Here is a 17,109-nt window from a genome sequence, read left to right on the forward strand (position 1 = left end):
GTCAGTCCTCCGCCTCCGCCAACGGGTCCGACGGGTCCGCCGCCATGACCAGCTGGGTGATGGTGAAGCCGTCCGGGGTGCGGACGTCGACGCGGTACAGGCCCGGGGCCGGGGCGGTCGCCGTGGCCGTGGCGGTGCCGTCCTCCCAGGCCGGGGTGAGGGGGACCGGGCGGGACGGGGGGTCCAGGGCCGTGAGGCGGCAGTCCAGGCCCGCGAGGGTGGTCACGTCCGTGAGGCGGATCTTCCAGGGGCGGCCCGCCTCCACCAGGTCCGGGGCCGTCAGGCCGCAGCCCGCCTCCCCCAGCGGCGGGCCGGGGTGGACGTCGTCCCGGACGATCTCGGTGACGGCCTCCAGGGCGGTCACCGCCCGTGCCACGTCCCCGTGTTGCAGGGGCAGGTGGGTGACGGTGTCGGTGAGGACCGCCGACTCCTTGTAGACCGTGCCGTCCCCGTGGACCCGGAAGTACCGGATCCGGTCCTGCCGGTCCCTGATGAAGGTGCCGTCGGAGTTCTGGCGGGCGCCGTCGAGGTGCGGCTCGACCGTGCCGCCGCTGATCGTCAGGTTCTGCCAGGTGGGCTGGTTGACGCCGACGACCGAGCGGTGCCCGGGCAGGGCGATGGCCTTCTGCCGGTGGTGGAAACGGGCCGCCTCGCGGGCCAGTTCCGCGCTGCCGCCGATCCCGGCGACGTCGCTCGGCGTGAGGTGGCGTACGTCGTCCCCCGCGCGCACGCCCCGGTACTGCGGCAGCAGGTCGTGCAGGCCCGGCATGGTCGCGCACATGGCCCGCAGCTTGCGGTGCGGGAGCCGTACGGGGGTGCCGCGGCCGGTCGCGAGGATGACGGCGGCCTTCACCGAGCCCTGGAAGGGGGTGCCGAGCGTGATCACGCCCCGGGTGTCGCCCTGGAGGTCGCCGTCGTAGGCGGGGTCGAGGGCCGCGCGGGTGACTAGCCCGCCCATGGAGTGGGCGACGAACACCAGCCGCCCCTCCCGCTGGTCGACCCGGTGCCGGCGCGCCTCGGCGTGCGCGGGGTGGCGGCGCCACCGGGTCAGGTGGAGGCGCGCCGCGTCGGCCAGCAGACGGCCGTTGACGGCGACCGGAAGCCGCCAGTCGTACGCGAACTCCAGGATCGCGGCGTCGTCGGCGACGCTGGTGCGGATCGTGTCGACCAGATCGGTGTACGGCTCGCTGCCGGCCAGGTACGGGGTCCAGGCGGAGTGCCGGAGGAGGCCGGTCGCCTTGATGCGGCCGGTCTTGCCCGCCAGCTCGTCCTCGGTCATGGTCAGGGACTTCAGGCCCGAGGGGGTGGTCCAGGCCCTGAGCAGCCAGGAGATCCCGCCGATGCCCCAGACGTCCTTGCCCGTCGTCGTGTCGTGCAGGGTGCTGCCCATGATGCCGGGGACGACGACCACCGCGTCCTGCGTGACGTGGTCGGGTAAGCCGCCGTCCGGGCCAACGGGTTGGTGCGGGTGCGGGTGCTGGTGCTGGTGCGGGTGCAGGTGCCGCCGGTTGTCCATGGGAGGGAAGAATAGGGATCGTGGACGGGGAGCGTGGCGAGATCGGCCTGGCCGGTGCCGTGGAGGAGGCGGCCGCGGACGTCCTGCCGCGGGAGCCGGTCACAGCCGTCCTGCCGGAGGGAGCGGCCGCGGACGAGGGACCGTACGCCGGGACCGTGTACGTACTGCCCATGGAGGACGGGACCGAGGCGCTGCGGCAGGCCGTCGGCGCGCAGCTGGAGGCGGTGTCCCTGTGGTGGGAACGCCCGCCGCCGCACGGGCCCGGCTTCGTACGGGTGGCTCCCGGCGGGCCGGTGACGAGCCGTCACGACGTGGAGCGCTTCCTGGAGACGGCCGGCGTCCGGGAGGGGGAGCCGGACGTCCCCGTGGTGCTGTACGTGACGGGCCACGGCCTGACCGGGGGCGCGGGCCGGCACTTCGCGGTGCTGAACGGCACCGATCCCGGCCGGCTCCTGGGCACGGGGCTGCGTACGACCGAGATCGTGATCGCCGCGCTCGACTCGCACGCCCGGGACGTCCTGGTCGTCGTGAACATGTGCGAGTCCGCCGCCGTCCGCGCGGAGCTGCTGGAACTCGTGGAAAGCCTGGACGCCGCCCGCACCGAGCACGCCACGCTGAACGTCCTGACCACCGCCGCCCCCAGGTCACGGGTGATGGGCGGCGAGTTCGCGCTCGTCCTGCGGCGGGCCCACGAGTGGCTGCGCACGGCCGGCGGGATCACCCGCGCACACCTGACGATGGAGGAGTTCAGCCGCGCCCTGTACCAGGCGGCACAGGCGATCGGCAGGGAACAGGGCCGCAGGCCCTCCGTGGACTGCCGCGCGCTCACGGTCGGCAGGCAGCACGCCCCCACGGCGGCCCTGCCGAACCCGGGCCACCGGCCGGAGGAAGCGGCGGTGGAGGAGAGCCGGCGGGAGGTCGCGGCGAGCCTGGAGGACCTGGGCTACTGGCTGGAGAAGGCCAGCGGCCGCACCGGCGCCGACGACCCCGGCTGGTACTTCTCCGGCCGCCGGGAGCTGAACACCGCGGTGGTCTCCTTCCTGACGGGCGCACCCGGCGTCCTGGTCGTCACCGGCATCACCGCGAGCGGGAAGTCCGCCATCCTCGGCCGTGCGGTGACCCTGAGCGACGCCCGGTTCCGGGCCTCGGCCCTGTACGCGGCGGCCGTCGGCCACTGCCCGCCGCACACCGTCCCGGACGAGGGCGCGGTGACCATCGCGGTCACCGCGCACAACCGGGAGCCGCTGGGGCTGCTGAAGGTCATCGCGCAACGGCTGGGCGCCGCCCCGGACCCCTCGGGCAGGGACCACCTGAGCCGCTGGCAGCAGGGGCTGCGGCGGTTCCTCGACGCGCCCGGCCCGATGGTGACGGTCGTCGTCGACGCCCTCGACGAGGCGACGGACCCGGCGGCGCTGGTGCACCAGGTGCTGGTGCCGCTGGCCGGCCACCTCTCGCACCCGGCCCCCGCCGGACCGGCGCTGCCCGTGCGGCGCGGGGTGCGGCTGGTCGTCGCCGTACGCAGCAGCGACGGGGGCGGCGGTGAGGGCGAGGGCGTGGCCGAGGACGTGGAGCTGCTGGGGCGGCTGCGGGAGGCGTTCCCCGAAGCGGCCGTGCTGCGCACCGACGGCGAGGGCATGAGCGCGGACGTCGCCGGGTACGTACGGGCGCTCCTGGACGGGGAGGGCGGCTGGGCGGGGCAGGACCTGGCCGAGGTGTCGCGCACGGTGGCCGGGGCGGCCGGGCGGTCCTTCCTCGACGCGCGCGTGGCGGCGCACCAGCTGCGCGCCGGGGGTCCGCGGCTGCTGGCGGACGCCGACTGGCTGGAGCGGCTGGGCGAGGGCACGGCCGGGCTGCTGGAGGACGACCTGCTGCGGGCGGCGGAGGACGGCCTGGGGGCTGACGAGGCACTGGCGCTGCTGCGCGCGACGGCCTTCGCCCAGGGGCGGGGCCTCGCCTGGGGCGAGGTGTGGCCGGCCGTGGCGTCCGCCGTCGCGGGCCGTGCCGTGGAGGACGCCGACGCCAAGATCCGGGTGCTGCTGGAAGGGCGTCTGGCTGGGTATCTCACCCGTGACGTCGAAGAGGACCAGCGGGTGTACCGGCCGGCGCACGACCGGCTGGCCGCGGTCCTGCGCGCCCGGCCCGTGGGAGGCCGGACGCCTGTTGGGGGGATGGGGATGACGGACGCTCAGGACGACCCTGCCGATAGGACCACCGCCGAGACCACGGGCCACACCACCGACCGAACTGCCGCCGAGACGGCCGACCCAGCCGCTGACCAGACTGCCGCCGAGACCGCCGAGACCGCCGCCCAAGCTGCCCACAGGACGGCCGGCCGGGCCGCTGACGAGACGGCCAATCAGACCGCCGATCAGGCCGCCGATCAGGTCACCGATCAGGCCGCCGATCAGGCCGCCGACCGGGCCACCGGCCGGACTGCCAACCAGACTGGCGCCGAGACGGCCGACCAGGACGCCGACCAGGACGCCGACCAGGACGCCGACCAGGACGTCGACCAGACTGCCGCCGAGACCGCCGGGCAGGCCACCGACCAGCCCGCCAACGGGACGACCGACCAGACCATCGACCAGGCCGCCCACGAGACGGCCGATGAGACGGCCGATGAGACGGCCGCCGTGCCCACCGACGGAACGGTCGGCCAGACTGCCGACCGGCCCACCGGCCAGCCCGCCGACGGAACGGCCGACCAGACCACCGCCGAGCCCCCTGGCGGGCCCGCCCACGAGACCCCCGGCCGGACCACCCGCCCGCCCGCCGCCGAACCCGGCGGCCGGACCGCCGACGCCGTCCTGCACGCCCGGATCGCGGAGGCGCTCGCCGAGCTGGCCGCGCCGCACACCACCGGCGCCTCCGCCCCGCACCCGTACGTACGGCGCCACCTCGCGCGCCACGCCCGCCTCGGCGGCGTCCTGGACGACGCGCACGTGCCGGCCGAGGTGCTGCCGTGGCTGACCGGCAGCCCGGTCCGCGGGCTGCTCGGGCCGGGCCGGGGCTGGGAGGGCCGGCTGTGGCTGGAGGCGTGGGCGGCCGTCGAGCCGTACCTGCACCGGGCGGACCACCCCTCACGGCTGGCCAGCCTGCACCTGGCGCACACGGCGCTGCGCCACCCCGGGCTCCCGCGCCCGCGTACGCGTACGCCGCAGGACGCGGCACCGCTGGCGGTGCTGTGGTCCCGGTGGGCGCCGCCGGTGAACGTGCTGGCCGCCCTCCGCGGCACCGTGCGCTCCCTGACGGCGGTGCCGGCACCCGACGGGCGCCCCGCGCTCGCCGCCGGCGACGACGAGGGCCGCATCGAACTGCTCGACGCCGTCGAGGGCACGGCGGTCCGCGAGCCGATCGGCGCGCACGAGGGTTCCGTACGCCACCTGCTGCTCGCGCCGCGCCCGGCCCAGTCGCCGCTGCTGGTGTCCGGCAGTACGGACGGCACCCTGCGGCTGTGGGACCCGGCGACGGGCCGCCGCCTCGACCAGGTCCACGGGTCCGGCGGGATCTGGATCGCCGACGTGTGCGCGTACCGCGACGGCGGACACGAACTCGCGGTGGTCTGCGTCGACGGGAACGGGGCGGTGGTCTGGTGGAACGAGCGGATGGGCGCCCTGGACCTGTTCGCCCTGCCCGGGGACACGCCGCGTACGACGACGACCGCGCTGGCGGCGGTGGAGGACCCGCCCGGACGGCCGCTGCTGGCGGTCGCCGACGACGCGCACCTGGTGTTCCGGGATCCGGAGGCCGGGACGGAAGTGGCCCGGTTCGAGTTCCCGGCCGACGTACGGGTGCTCGCGCCGACCACGCGGCCCGGGACGGTCGCGGCCGGCCACGCGGACGGGAGCGTCACCGTCTGGGGCACCGGCGGGCCGCTGGCCACCCTCACCGGCGGCGGCGGACCGGTGACCGGCCTGGCCGCGCTCACCCTGCGGGGCCGGGGAGAGCTCGGGGGCCGCGGGGAACGGCATCTCCTCGCCGCCGGGACCGGCAGCCGGATCGCCGTCTGGGACATATCCCGGTGGGACACCGCCGCGAAGGAGCCGCCGGGGATGCTGAGCGGGCACACCGCCGCCGTGACGGCCCTCGCCCCGCTCGCGCTCCCGGACGCGGATGCCTACGCCGAGCCGGACTCGGAGTCGCTCGCCTCCGCCTCCGCCGACGGCACGTTGCGCCTGTGGACCCCGGAGGTCCTGGAGCGCGCGCTCGACACCGCCCGGACGCCGGCCGGGCCGGCCCCCACGGGCGGGGCGCTGCTCCCGCCGGAGGGGCCCGGGGACCCGGCCGCCGGCCCGTCGTGGTTCGCGCTCAGCGGCGACCACCCGTACATCGAGGTACGGGACATCGGCACGGGGGACGCGGTCGCGCGGATCGGCACCGGCCGGCCGGCGTCCGCGCTGGCCTGGGCCCGGCGGCGGGAGGGGCGCGTCCTGGTGTCGGCCGGGTACGGCGACCACGGCATCCGGCTCTGGGACGCGCAGACGCGGCAGGCCCTCCCGTACGTCCTCGAAGGGCACTTCCTCCCCGTCCGCGCCCTCGCCGCCTGCACCACCGCGGACGGCCGGCACCTGCTGCTGAGCGGCGGGGACGACGAGACGGTGCGGCTGTGGGACCTGGACGCCCCGGGCCCGCTCGGCGAGTGGACCGGGCACGACCTGCGGATCCGGGCCGTGGCGGCCGCCTCGGGCGGCGAAGGCGGCGCGGGAGAGGACTGGTTCGCCTCGGCCGGCTCCGACGGCACCGTACGCCTGTGGGACCCGGAACACGGCCGACTCGGCGCGCCCCTGCGCTGCGACCAGGGCCTGCTGCACGCCGTCGCCGTCAACCCCTCCCCCGGCGCCGGGCTTCCGCCGCTGCTGGCCAGCGGCGGCGACACGGGCACGGTCCGGCTGTGGGACCTGCGCGAGCGCCGCCCGCTGGGCGGACCGCTGACCGGGCACACCGCCGCCGTCCTCGCCCTGGCCGTGTGGAACGCGGATGGCGGCGCCGGCAGCTTCGTCGCCTCCGGCTCGGCCGACGGGACCGTCCGCGTCTGGGACGCCGCCACGGGGCGGTGCCGGCTGCTGCTGGCCGTGGGGAGCCCCGTACGCGGCATCTCCGCGCACCCGGTGGCGGGGGGCGGGGGGCGCGTGGTCCTCTCCTTCACGGGCGACGCCGGAGCGGTGGTCGCTGAGGTCGATCCGGCCCGCTGGCGCGGGGCGGGTGGGGCGGGTGGGGTCTGATCGACCCGGCATGCGCCCCCCGTGTTCCTTCGTGCGCCCCCGTCGGACACCGCAACCCGGTCGCTTCGGTCGTATCCGAGCACCAAAATGATCGTTCGGCACGTGTCACGGACCAGTGCGCCGCCCGGCGAACGCGTTCCGCACATGACCCGCCCATCACATGAACACACCCGCTCCTGAGCACCCCTCACGAGCACCACACCGTCAAGAGACCGGCCCTCCCGGCGGCCGGACCACCCCGCCTCCCGCGGGGCCGGCCGCCGGAGCGCCATGAGCATCACCGGCCGGCGACCCGTGGAGGGGCGGCCGGAGCAAGGAGCGGCCGTATGAGCCCGGACACCGCACAGCCGGACGTCGCCCTCGTCCCCGCGCCGGCGAACGGCATCTGGCGCCTGGGAAAGTACAAGGAGCCGGTCAAGTACGAAACGATCAGCCAGGAGGACCACGCACAGACGGGCGGAAACCGCTGGAGCCTGGTCAGTTACGGCACCCTCTACTGCGCCTCCGAGCACGACGGCTGCTTCGCCGAGGCCTTAGCCCCCTTCCGCGTGCACCCCGCCATGCGGGAGGTCATCGCGGACGACTGGCCGGAGCCGGCCTTCATGACCCCCGGCAAGATGACCCGGGAGTGGACCACCAGCCACATCCTGGTGCGCCTGCGCCCTCCCCGGGAGGCCCGCTTCCTCGACGTGGACGACGAGCGGACGCTCGCGACGCTCTCGCGCGAACTCCGGGGCAAGCTGGCGGAACAGGGCGTGGACCGGCTCACCACGGAGCACATCCAGGGTTTCAACCGCCGCATCACCCGGCAGATCTCGGCCTGGGCCATCACCCAGCGCACCGGCCCCGGGAGGCAGGAGCGCCTCATCCACGGCATCGCCTACCGCTCCCGCTTCGGCATGCGCCAGTGCTGGGCGGTGTTCAACGACGTGGAGCTGACGCAGGAGGAGTCCACCTACATCTCCCCCCAGTCGGACGCCCTGCTCCGGGTGGCGGACGAGTACGGCCTGACGATGCTCTGACGCGGCCGACAGCAGCCGAACCCCGAAAACCCACCCCCAAACCAACCCAGAAACCCACCTGAAAACCGCCACGTCCACATCGTCCGAAAGGACGAAATCAACCCGGCTCCCCTCCCCCTCAGGGCCACCGACCATCCCCAGGTCGGTGCCCATCACCCCAGCTCAGCGACGAACTCACGTCCCAAACAGACAACTTGCCCCCTCGTCCGCACCCCAACGGACTTCGCCTAAGAGGTGGAGTTGGAAGGTGATAATGGGTAACGTAGCCAGTACACCGACCGACTTGGAGCATGTGGGGGATCGCATGAGTGCCACCGGCTGCGCCGTCAAGGCCCCGTTACGCATCGGGCTCGCGTCGCCCAGCACGGCAGCACCACCACCGCCCGGCACGAGCGTCGCGCTCCCGGGCCTCCTCCCGTGTCCCAGTCACCCGTGTGCCGGATCCCCGTGGACCGGAATACATCGATGGTGAACGCCGACCGCTAGCCGGCCGGCCCGCCCCGCCCGCCCTGGTAGACGCTTCCCGGCGGGTCGGGAACACAGCACGAAGCGTTCGCAGCTCGCCGAGACCGAGCATCCTCTGCGTCTGCCCTCACGGCAGTACGCGACAGCCGGGTCCCGCGCGCGCACCCACCTACGCCCGTCGCCCGAGCACCGCGACCCGCCGCCGAGCGGGCGCGCAGTCAGGGCAACGAGGGAGACCCATCATGCCTTCTGACACCACCACGTCCCCTTCCGCCGTCGCAGTCGCCGTCGCCGTACCGAAGAGCGCCGCCAGCGCCGAACGCGCCCACGCGGACTCCGTACGCATGGGCATCAGCGAGATCGCCCGCTTCCTGCAGGAGAACCTCGGACAGCGGCTGACCGCGCGGATCGCCGGCATCAGCGACCCCAAGCAGGTCGGCAAGTGGGCCTCGGGCGCCGCCGAACCGCGCCCCGAGGCCGAGGAGCGCCTGCGCGCCGCCCTCCAGGTCTTCCGGCTCATCCACGACGCCGAAAGCCTCCACACGGCCCGCGCCTGGATGATCGGCATGAACCCGCAACTGGAGGACGAGGCCCCGGCCCAGTGCATCGCCGACGGCCGGCGGCGCGACGTGATGGTGGCGGCCCGCGCGTACGTCGACGGCGGCTGACCCCGTCCGGCCGTGCCGAGGTAACGGCACAGTGGGTCCGCACGTCATGGACGAAGCGATCCCACGGCGCCCCCACCGCCACTCTCCGGAACCAGGCCCCCACGGCCCGGCCCCGTCCCACCTCTTCCTGGGCCCCCCACCCCACCACGTGGACGAACGCGCCCCCTCCACTGACCCGCAGCGCCGGGCGGCTCGGCCCGGAATCCGGACACCCGACCGGAAGCAGGATGTCCGGTTTCAATTCCCCGGTGACCGATTGATGCCTGGTACACGCAAATCACCTGTGCGAATCTTCATGATCCGTACGGACGTGCCTCCGCCGGCCGTTCGTTCCGCTTCGCTCCCCCGCACAGGTGATGGCATGACGTTGAAGCTCCTGCTCGCGAACGCCCCCAACCCCACGGACAACCGGAACGCCTCGAACTACGCCTGCTACCCCCACATCGGCATCGTCCAGCTCGCCACCGCGACCCGAGAGGCCCTGGGCGACCGCGTCGAGATCCGGGTCGTCGACGGCGGCATCAGCAACACGGAGACCGTCCAGCGTGCCGTCCGGGACTTCGAGCCCGATGTCGTCGGCATCAGCGCGCTGACACCCACCTACTCCGAGGCCCTGAAGATCGCCGACACGGCCAAGGCGTGCGGAGCCCGGGTCGTCCTCGGCGACGACCACGCGATCTTCTTCCCGGAGATGATCCTCCGCAACCGGCCGCAGATCGACTACGTCATAGCCAACGACGGCGGCGAGATCCCCTTCCTGGAGCTGATCCGCGCGTTACTCGAGGGCGACCGCCCCTTATCCGAGGTCTCCTCGCTCGCCTACCGGCACGACGGCGCGATCCGCGTCAATCCGGCCCCGAAATACGCGCTCTCCCTGCGCAACACGATTCCCGACCTCACCTTCATCGACGACGTGCTCGACGTCTACGCCGAGAACTACCGCGCCCAGTTCGGCCACCTCCACGGCCACCAGGTGCGACCGGTGACGGTGAACAACGCGCGCGGCTGCGAGAACGGCCACAAGCGCTGCACCTACTGCTCCATCGCGGACCTGACCGTCAACACCGGCGATCCCCGCGGCTTCTGGAAGACGATCGACCAGTACAACCGCGAGCACGGCATCAACCTCTTCTTCGAGGTCTACGACAGCTTCACGGCCAGCCCCCGCTACGTTGACGCCCTCATCGACTCCACCCCGCCGCACCTGAAGCGCCGCATCGACGACGGCGAGCTGCAGGTCATGGTCTACGCGCGCGCCCTGGGGCTGACCAAGCGCAACAACGTCGACAAGCTGCGGCGGCTCGGCGTCACCCGCGCCAACATCGGACTGGACGCCGCCGACCCCGAGATGCTCGAAGCCCAGCGGAAGAACAAGACGACCGGCGAGACGAACCTCGAAGCCATCCGCATGCTCAACAAGGCCGGCATCTCGGTCCACGCCTCGTACATCGCCGGCGCTCCGGGAGAGCGGCCGGAGACGCTGGACCGCACCATCGCCGGGATCCGGCAGATGCTGGGCGAGGTCGAGCTCTCCTCGGTGGAGTTCTCCCGGTTTATTCCGTTGCCGAACAGCCCGGCGTGGGATCTTCTGGTCGACTACGAGCGGCCGAACTTCTTCAAGGACAGCGGGGAGATCGACCGGTACCTGACCGCCCTGGGCATCACCGTGACGCGGGACGACCGCGAGGAGATGTCCGCCAGGTTCGGCGACCAGGACCTCCTCGACATCGACGAGCTGGGCGCGTTCTGGGCGGACAACTTCACGCACATCAGCGAGAAGTACGCGCTGGAGCGGATCAGCGAGGTCGACGAGATGGTGAGCGCGCACAACGTGCGCACGGGAAACAACGTCGGATAGCCGCCGGGAAAGGTGCCGGAATGCTGGGAGTGCAGAACCTGCTGACCTATGCCCTGGGGGCGCTGCTGATCATTCTGCTGCCGGGGCCGAGTTCCCTGTTCACCCTGTCGGTCGCCGCGCGGCTGGGGGTCAGGGCCGGGTATCGCGCCGCGGCCGGGATGTTCCTGGGCGAGACCCTGCTGATGGTGGCGACGGCCGCCGGGCTGGCTTCGCTGCTCCAGGCCAACGAGCTTGTGTTCGCCGTGGTGAAGTACGCGGGCGCCGGCTACCTGACCTGGATCGCGGTGGGCATGATCCGGGCGGCGTGGGCGATGTGGCGACGCCGTGACGACGACACCGCGAAGGCAGCCACAGCGACAGCCACGGGGACGGCCGACGCCACCCCGCCCCCGAACGGCAGACTCTTCCGCCGCTCACTGGTGATCACCGTCCTCAACCCGAAGGCGATCTTGTTCTTCCTGTCGTTCTTCGTCCAGTTCGTCGATCCCGGGTACGCGTACCCGGGGCTGTCCTTCGCGTTGCTGGCCGTCGTCTACCAGGCCATCAGCATCGCGTACGTCACCGTGCTGATCTTCAGCGGTACGTACCTCGCCTCTCAGTTCCGCCGCCGCCGAAAGCTGTCGGCGGGCCTCACGACCGGGGCGGGAGCCCTGTTCCTCGGCTTCGCGGCGAAACTGGCCACGACGGGCAACTGAACGTCAGTATCCGGTCTCCGGTCTCCGGCCTCACGCCGGTGCCGTCGGCCAGAGGCGTGTCGCGGTGCGGACGAGGTCGGCGACGGCTTGCGACCTGCTGTGCGGGGGCCAGGCGATGACGGTCGTGACGGCCGGTGCGTCCGGGACCGGTACCGTCGCGTGACCGTCGCGCAGGTGGCTCCGGAGGGACTCGGGGACGAGCGCGCAGGCCCGTCCGAGCGCGATCAGCTGGAGCAGCTGGGTGTGGTCGCGGACCTGCGGGCCGGGTCCGTCCGGATATCCCCCGTCGCGTCGGGGCCAGCGTGGCAGGGGTAGGTCCGTCAGGGAGGTGACCTCGGCCATCGACATACGGGGTCGGTTGGCCGAGGGGTGCCCGGCGGGCAGGACCAGGACCTGCTGTTCGGTATGCAGCTCCTCGGTGTCGAGTCCGGCCGTCGTGTCGAAGGGCCGGTGGAGCAGGGCGACGTCGGCACGCCCGTCGCGCAGCAGCCCCTCCTGCTCGCCGGGCCCGCACAGCATCACGTCGACGGCGACCGCACCGGGCTCGGCGGCGTAGGCGTCCAGCAGCTTCGACAGCAGTTCGCCGGCCCCTCCGGCCTTCGTGGCCAGCACCACCCCGGGCGTGCCGGCAGCTGCGCGGCGGGTGCGGCGCTCGGCGGCTTCGACCGCGTCGAGCGCGGCCCGGGCCTCCCGCAGGAGCACCCTCCCCGGCTCGGTCAGGGCGACCGCGCGAGCGGTGCGGTGCAGCAGGTCCACTCCGAGCCGCCGTTCGAGCTGCCGGATCGCCCGCGACAGCGGTGGTTGCGCCATGGCGAGCCGCTGCGCCGCCCGCCCGAAGTGCAACTCCTCTGCGACGGCGACGAAATAGCGCAGCTCCCGCGTCTCCACGGCGTCATCGTATCCGGCGCTCACCTGGACCGATATCCGTGAGGTATCACCGTGCACCCAGTCGGTCTTGGACGTCCCACCCGAGTCCGCACGACGCTTGGCGGTATGAGTGAACAGAAGATCGCACTGGTGACCGGGGCGAACAAGGGAATCGGATACGAGATCGCGGCGGGCCTGGGCTCCCTCGGCTGGCGCATCGGCGTGGGCGCCCGGGACCGTCAACGCCGCGACACCGCGGTGGAGAAGCTTTGCGCGGCGGGGACGGACGCGTTCGGCGTTCCGCTCGACGTGGCGGACGACGCGAGTGCGGCCGCCGCGGCCGAGCTGATCGCCGACCGCGTCGGCGGGCTCGACGTCCTGGTCAACAACGCCGCGATCACCGGGGGCATGCCGCAGATGCCCACCACGGTCGATCCCGCGACCGTACGGGCCGTCGTGGAAACCAACGTGATCGGGGTCATCCGCGTCACCAACGCGATGCTGCCCATGCTGCGCGCCTCGGCATCACCGCGGATCGTGAACATGTCCAGCAGCGTCGGCTCGCTCACCCTGCAGACCACGCCCGGCATCGATACGGGACCGGTATCCGCCGCGTACTCGGTGTCCAAGACCTTCCTCAACGCCTTGACCGTCCAATACGCCAGGGAGCTGGGCGACACCGGCATCCTGATCAACGCCGGCTGCCCCGGCTTCACCGCCACCGACCTCAACGACTTCCAGGGCTTCCGCACCCCCCGCCAGGGCGCGGCGATCGCGATCCGCCTCGCCACCCTGCCCGACGACGGACCGAGCGGCGGATTCTTCGACGACGGCGGAACCGTGCCCTGGTAACCCGACTACTCAAGGGCCCGATAGGCGGTTGAGGGATGGGCCAGCTCGGGGTGCTCCACGGTGTACCGGTCGCCGTGGATCGCCAGCATCGCCCAGTGCCAGGCCTCGTCGTGGAATACCAGCCCCCGGTACGGATCCCCCGCCGGTTCGTACCGGTACCACTCCCGTGCGGCCTCCTCCGCCTCCTTCGGGGTCAGTCCGCCGTGGTGCTCCATCACCCAGGCGTAGCCGCGGCGTTCGGCTTCGAGGCAGTCCAGATACTCGGCTTCGCTCCATGTCACGGCTCAACGGTGCCATCGTCTCCGCCCGACCCGCACCGTCCACGCCTCGACGTCCAACGGGCTGAACCCGTACTCCCGGCCCCGCCGTTGGCAGACCACCCGTAATCCAGGTGCCGACCGCCCAACGCCCTGCGAGCATCGAACCCACGGCGCCACGCAGGGAGCCGCCCCGGACCGGGAGGCGAGGCTCAGCATGCCCAACCATCCGCCCCAGGACGCCGAGTACCGTCGGCGCGTGATCGACCGCTACATGTTGGCGATGCACTCCGGCTGCCCCCGCTACCTCGAACTCGGCAACTGGCGCTGCCTGCGCCCGCAATGGCCCCACCGGGAGCCCTTCGCCCGCGGCTTGATCGAGGACGCGGCCGCCATCACCGACGCCGACCTGGAGACCCTCCTCGAGCGCGGCTGGCGGCCGCGGGTCACCGCCGCCTGGCTGATCGGCGTGGGCCGGCGCACCTCGTTCCGCGAGCGCATCGGCACCCTGCTCCTGGACAGCGAGGTCTGCTACGCGGGCAGTGGCTACTGTTTCGCCCTGGCGCGCTTCGGCACCGCGGCGGACGCCGGCATCCTCACGGCGTACCTGGACCGCTACCTGCCGCAGACCGGCCTCGACTACGACCAGGGCGCAGCCCTCGGTGCCCTCCTTCACCTGGACGCCCGCCTCGGCACCGACCACGCCGGGCGCTTCACGCGTCCGGACGGCCTCTGGTACCGCTGGGCCCGGGCCCGCGGCCCGGCCTACGCCCAACCAGTCGACGACCCGGGCGGCCCGCTCCGCTGGGTCGGCCTCTGGTGCGACTTCGCCAACGGCTGGACCCGCCCATAACGCACCCACGCACCACGCACCCACGAAGAGGGAGAACGAACGATGTCCGACGCCGACGCCGACGCCGACGCCGAGAACGGCATCTCCGTCACCCACCAACTCGAGCCGTACGACTGGTCGGGCGAGGAGACGGCGGCCTACGAAGCCGCCGTCGAGGCGGTGAACGGCGCCGTCGGCGCGTACAGCGCGCTGATCGCCGCCGAGGAGGGCAAGGCCGAGCCCGATCAAGGCGTGATCGGCCGTGCGCATGCCGCCCAGTTCCGGCTGGCCCGGGAGCGCGAGGGCCTGCGACCGGGCGACCCCCACCAGATCGCCACGGCACGCAGGCACTACGCGCGGCTGGCCCGCGAGGTCCTGGACGGCCACGCGTGATCGACTCCGGTGAGGTCGAACGCCACCGGTTGTCCCCCCAGGAGAACCGGCGGATCTTCGACGAGCGCATCGTCCCCCACCTGCTGGAACGTGCCGCACCCCGCCAGACCCCCACCGTGGTCTTCGTGGTCGGCCAGCCCGGCGCCGGCAAAAGCCGCATCACCGAGACGCTGGCGCACGTCCTCAACCGGCACGGCGGCTTCGTCGACGTCGACAGCGACCTCTACAAGCCCTACCACCCCGCCTACGCCGCCCTCATGGCCCGGGACGACACCCTCATGGCCGCCTGCACCCGGGCCGACGGCCGTGCGTGGATGGCGCGGGCCGAGGCGTACGTCCGCGCGCACAAGCTGCACGCGATCGTCCAGGAGACCTCCCAGGACGCCTCGGCCGTGGAGGGCAAGATGCTGGCCTACCGGCGGGCCGGCGCACGCCTGGAGGCGCTGTTCATCGGCGTTCCTCAGGCCATGAGCAACCAGGGCATCGCCGCCCGGTACGCGGAGCAGCTGGCCGACCGTGGACAGGGCCGGCTCACCGTGCAGGCCAACGCGGACGAGTCGTACCGTGGCGTGCTCGACCTGGCCGACCGGATCGACGCGGGCGGGCTGGTGGACCTGGCGACCGTCTACCGGCACGGAGAGAGCAGTCCCCGCTACAGCAACACGAGCTCCGAAGCCACCTGGACCGTCCCGCCATCCCTCCGTCGGGCCATCGAAGCGGAACGAAACCGTCCGTGGACCGCGGCGGAAAGCACGGCCTTCGTCGCCGCACAGCAGCGCCTCCGCGAGGCCCTGGGCGGCCTCGGACCGGAATGGCCCGAGCGCCTCGCCCGCATCGAACAGCAGGCGACCGCATCGTCTTTCGGCGGCAGCTGAGCCTCTACCGAACCCCGTCAGGCGCGACGACGTCGACCGCGCCCGGGCGGCGTTCTCCGTCGCCGCCGTCGGCTATCGGCCCTCCGAGCCGCCGGCGATCAGGACCGTCGGCGTGTGCGTCGGGCACAGGCCGGAACGGCGGACGGCCTCCGGCCCGTCTTCGGTGACGGCGCTGGCGCGGAACCGCGATGCCCTGTGCCATCGGGCTGGGGCCCGGGCGAGTTCGTGCAGCAGGGTGTCGCGTTCGGTCATCACCACTCCCCCGGTCCGGACGGCTCCTCACCCCGTCACCGTCACTCCGCCGGGGACGCCGCTCCAGACTTTTGTCCGCGGACAAAAGTCAGTCCCGCGCCCCATCGCCTACCCGGGCACAGCCCCACCCGGACCCACAAGAGGCCCGACTTTTGTCCGCGGACAAAAGTCGGTCGGGAGTGGGCGCCCGGTCAGCCCGCCAGGTGCCGGCGCGGCAGGGCCCGTCGTCGGGAGAGGGCGAGTCGGCGGTGTTGCCGGTCCACTTCGGTGACGACGACCCGGAACCGGTCCCCGACCCGGACGATCTCCTCCGGGGCCTCGACCGGTGTCCAGGCGAGCTCCAGCAGGGGAACCAGTCCCTCGATGCCCTTGGCGACCTCGACGAAGGCGCCGACGGGGGCCAGCTTGGTGACCCGGCCCGGCAGGGTCTGCCCGACGCTGGTGTCGTCGGCGAAGATCTGGAACGGGTCCGGCTGCGTGGCCTTCAGGGACAGCCGGGCCTCCCCGTTCCAGGTGTCGAACTGGAGGAACTCGCACTCGACGCGCTGCCCCACCCGGACGATCTCCGTGGCCGCGTCGAAGCGTTGCCAGGCCAGCTCGGCGTACGAGATGAACCCGACGCCCGGGTAGACCGGGTGGGCGGGCCCGTCGTCGAGGGCCACGAACACCCCGAAGGACTCGATGGAGGCGACGCGTCCCGCGATGCGCTCGCCGAGTTCGAGGGAGCTGAGGAACTCCCAGAGCCCCGGTGTCTCTGCGATGTCCATGGCCCGCCACCCTATGACCCCTGTCACGGACCTTGAACGGCGGGGCCACCTACGACCGGCTCGACGCCCGCCGGCTCCCCGACTTTTGTCCGCGGACAAAAGTCGGGGAGCCGGCGGGCGTCAGCGAGCGAACTTCTCCATGGCCACCGGCGTGACCGGGGTGAAGAAGTTGACGAGGTTGCCGTCGGGGTCACGGAGCAGGAGCGACCGGTTCCCCCAGGGCAACGTGGTGGGCTCGGTCACGAAGTCGGCGACGGAATCGCCCAGGTTCCGGTACACGCCGTCCACGTCGGCGACGAGGAACTCGATGATCACGCTGTTGTTGTCGGCCGGACGGGCAGAGCCTGGAGCGAACAGTGCCACCGTGCGGGTGCTGCCGATCGCGAGGGTCGCGCTCGGGGTCCGCAGTTCGGCGAAGTCCTCGGTGAACCAGTCCGCCCGCACCCCGGTGGCTCCCTCGTAGAAGTCGACGAGGCGCGCGACGTCGCTGGTGATGATCCGGATCGAGACGAAGTCCATGGTGCTCTCCTCAAGCTGGTGAAGCCGTTGCCCCTCGGACGCTAGAGCA

The 17,109-nt window shown here is 72.8% G+C and carries 15 protein-coding genes; 9 read left to right on the forward strand and 6 right to left on the reverse strand.

Annotation, left to right across the window (positions count from 1 at the left end; translation table 11 throughout):
• Nucleotide 1 precedes the first annotated feature (1 nt).
• Entirely contained in the window at nucleotides 2–1,516 is a 1,515-nt protein-coding gene (locus D1J60_RS34910; protein WP_241253666.1) for a hypothetical protein, read from the reverse strand.
• A 20-nt stretch (nucleotides 1,517–1,536) separates the two neighbouring features.
• On the opposite strand from D1J60_RS34910, the gene D1J60_RS38780 reads away from it, so the two are divergent.
• The 5 genes from D1J60_RS38780 to leuE all read left to right on the forward strand — a co-directional run bounded on the left by D1J60_RS38780 (nucleotide 1,537) and on the right by leuE (nucleotide 11,446).
• Nucleotides 1,537–6,738 (forward strand): hypothetical protein, encoded by a 5,202-nt coding sequence (locus tag D1J60_RS38780; RefSeq protein ID WP_125824530.1) that lies wholly within the window; start codon nucleotides 1,537–1,539, stop codon nucleotides 6,736–6,738.
• 326 nt (nucleotides 6,739–7,064) lie between these two features.
• Nucleotides 7,065–7,760 (forward strand): RES family NAD+ phosphorylase, encoded by a 696-nt coding sequence (locus D1J60_RS34920; protein WP_125824531.1) that lies wholly within the window; start codon nucleotides 7,065–7,067, stop codon nucleotides 7,758–7,760.
• A 707-nt stretch (nucleotides 7,761–8,467) separates the two neighbouring features.
• A complete protein-coding gene (locus D1J60_RS34925) occupies nucleotides 8,468–8,893 on the forward strand; it encodes an XRE family transcriptional regulator (protein ID WP_206436693.1) in 426 nt (141 codons plus the stop codon).
• A gap of 361 nt (nucleotides 8,894–9,254) precedes the next feature.
• Nucleotides 9,255–10,751 (forward strand): radical SAM protein, encoded by a 1,497-nt coding sequence (locus D1J60_RS34935; RefSeq protein ID WP_125824533.1) that lies wholly within the window; start codon nucleotides 9,255–9,257, stop codon nucleotides 10,749–10,751.
• Between the two features lie 20 nt (nucleotides 10,752–10,771).
• Nucleotides 10,772–11,446, forward strand: a complete 675-nt coding sequence (gene leuE / locus D1J60_RS34940; RefSeq protein ID WP_125601364.1) for a leucine efflux protein LeuE — start codon at nucleotides 10,772–10,774, stop codon at nucleotides 11,444–11,446.
• Nucleotides 11,447–11,476: 30 nt separating this feature from the next.
• Here the strand turns inward: leuE and D1J60_RS34945 are convergent, their stop codons facing one another.
• Nucleotides 11,477–12,334: a LysR family transcriptional regulator gene (locus D1J60_RS34945; RefSeq protein ID WP_125824534.1), complete on the reverse strand. Its 858-nt coding sequence runs from the start codon at nucleotides 12,332–12,334 to the stop codon at nucleotides 11,477–11,479.
• 105 nt (nucleotides 12,335–12,439) lie between these two features.
• Between D1J60_RS34945 and D1J60_RS34950 the strand changes: the two genes are divergently transcribed.
• Entirely contained in the window at nucleotides 12,440–13,165 is a 726-nt protein-coding gene (locus D1J60_RS34950; protein ID WP_125824535.1) for an SDR family NAD(P)-dependent oxidoreductase, read from the forward strand.
• Between the two features lie 5 nt (nucleotides 13,166–13,170).
• Here D1J60_RS34950 and D1J60_RS34955 read toward each other — a convergent pair whose 3' ends face one another.
• Nucleotides 13,171–13,446, reverse strand: coding sequence for a hypothetical protein (locus D1J60_RS34955; protein ID WP_125824536.1), 276 nt, complete (start codon nucleotides 13,444–13,446; stop codon nucleotides 13,171–13,173).
• A 193-nt stretch (nucleotides 13,447–13,639) separates the two neighbouring features.
• On the opposite strand from D1J60_RS34955, the gene D1J60_RS34960 reads away from it, so the two are divergent.
• The 3 genes from D1J60_RS34960 to D1J60_RS34970 are packed head-to-tail and all read left to right on the forward strand — an operon-like array spanning nucleotide 13,640 to nucleotide 15,522.
• The gene (locus D1J60_RS34960) at nucleotides 13,640–14,275 is read left to right on the forward strand and encodes a DUF6000 family protein (protein WP_125824537.1); all 636 of its coding nucleotides are present in this window, start codon (nucleotides 13,640–13,642) and stop codon (nucleotides 14,273–14,275) included.
• 42 nt (nucleotides 14,276–14,317) lie between these two features.
• A complete protein-coding gene (locus tag D1J60_RS34965) occupies nucleotides 14,318–14,647 on the forward strand; it encodes a hypothetical protein (RefSeq protein ID WP_125824538.1) in 330 nt (109 codons plus the stop codon).
• Nucleotides 14,644–15,522, forward strand: a complete 879-nt coding sequence (locus tag D1J60_RS34970) for a zeta toxin family protein (protein ID WP_125824539.1) — start codon at nucleotides 14,644–14,646, stop codon at nucleotides 15,520–15,522. Before D1J60_RS34965 ends, D1J60_RS34970 begins: the two co-directional genes overlap by 4 nt.
• 72 nt (nucleotides 15,523–15,594) lie before the next feature.
• Here D1J60_RS34970 and D1J60_RS34975 read toward each other — a convergent pair whose 3' ends face one another.
• From D1J60_RS34975 to D1J60_RS34985, 3 genes are all read right to left on the reverse strand, one after another.
• Nucleotides 15,595–15,774, reverse strand: coding sequence for a hypothetical protein (locus D1J60_RS34975; RefSeq protein WP_125824540.1), 180 nt, complete (start codon nucleotides 15,772–15,774; stop codon nucleotides 15,595–15,597).
• Nucleotides 15,775–15,965: 191 nt separating this feature from the next.
• A complete protein-coding gene (locus D1J60_RS34980; protein ID WP_125824541.1) occupies nucleotides 15,966–16,541 on the reverse strand; it encodes a S1 RNA-binding domain-containing protein in 576 nt (191 codons plus the stop codon).
• 120 nt (nucleotides 16,542–16,661) lie between these two features.
• On the reverse strand, nucleotides 16,662–17,060 hold the full coding sequence (locus tag D1J60_RS34985; protein WP_125824542.1) for a VOC family protein: 399 nt from the start codon (nucleotides 17,058–17,060) through the stop codon (nucleotides 16,662–16,664).
• Nucleotides 17,061–17,109 lie beyond the last annotated feature (49 nt).

Origin of the sequence: Streptomyces sp. W1SF4 (assembly GCF_003950035.1) — a bacterium.
Taxonomy (GTDB): Bacteria; Actinomycetota; Actinomycetes; order Streptomycetales; family Streptomycetaceae; genus Streptomyces; species Streptomyces racemochromogenes.

What these genes read in the sequence shown, in the direction of transcription:
- D1J60_RS34975 (WP_125824540.1), bottom strand. Translation starts at nt 15,774, where the DNA reads ATGACCGAACGCGACACCCTGCTGCACGAACTCGCCCGGGCCCCAGCC.
- D1J60_RS34925 (WP_206436693.1), top strand. Translation starts at nt 8,468, where the DNA reads ATGCCTTCTGACACCACCACGTCCCCTTCCGCCGTCGCAGTCGCCGTC.
- leuE (WP_125601364.1), top strand. Translation starts at nt 10,772, where the DNA reads ATGCTGGGAGTGCAGAACCTGCTGACCTATGCCCTGGGGGCGCTGCTG.
- D1J60_RS34920 (WP_125824531.1), top strand. Translation starts at nt 7,065, where the DNA reads ATGAGCCCGGACACCGCACAGCCGGACGTCGCCCTCGTCCCCGCGCCG.
- D1J60_RS34935 (WP_125824533.1), top strand. Translation starts at nt 9,255, where the DNA reads ATGACGTTGAAGCTCCTGCTCGCGAACGCCCCCAACCCCACGGACAAC.
- D1J60_RS34965 (WP_125824538.1), top strand. Translation starts at nt 14,318, where the DNA reads ATGTCCGACGCCGACGCCGACGCCGACGCCGAGAACGGCATCTCCGTC.
- D1J60_RS34960 (WP_125824537.1), top strand. Translation starts at nt 13,640, where the DNA reads ATGCCCAACCATCCGCCCCAGGACGCCGAGTACCGTCGGCGCGTGATC.
- D1J60_RS34980 (WP_125824541.1), bottom strand. Translation starts at nt 16,541, where the DNA reads ATGGACATCGCAGAGACACCGGGGCTCTGGGAGTTCCTCAGCTCCCTC.
- D1J60_RS34910 (WP_241253666.1), bottom strand. Translation starts at nt 1,516, where the DNA reads ATGGACAACCGGCGGCACCTGCACCCGCACCAGCACCAGCACCCGCAC.
- D1J60_RS34985 (WP_125824542.1), bottom strand. Translation starts at nt 17,060, where the DNA reads ATGGACTTCGTCTCGATCCGGATCATCACCAGCGACGTCGCGCGCCTC.
- D1J60_RS34950 (WP_125824535.1), top strand. Translation starts at nt 12,440, where the DNA reads ATGAGTGAACAGAAGATCGCACTGGTGACCGGGGCGAACAAGGGAATC.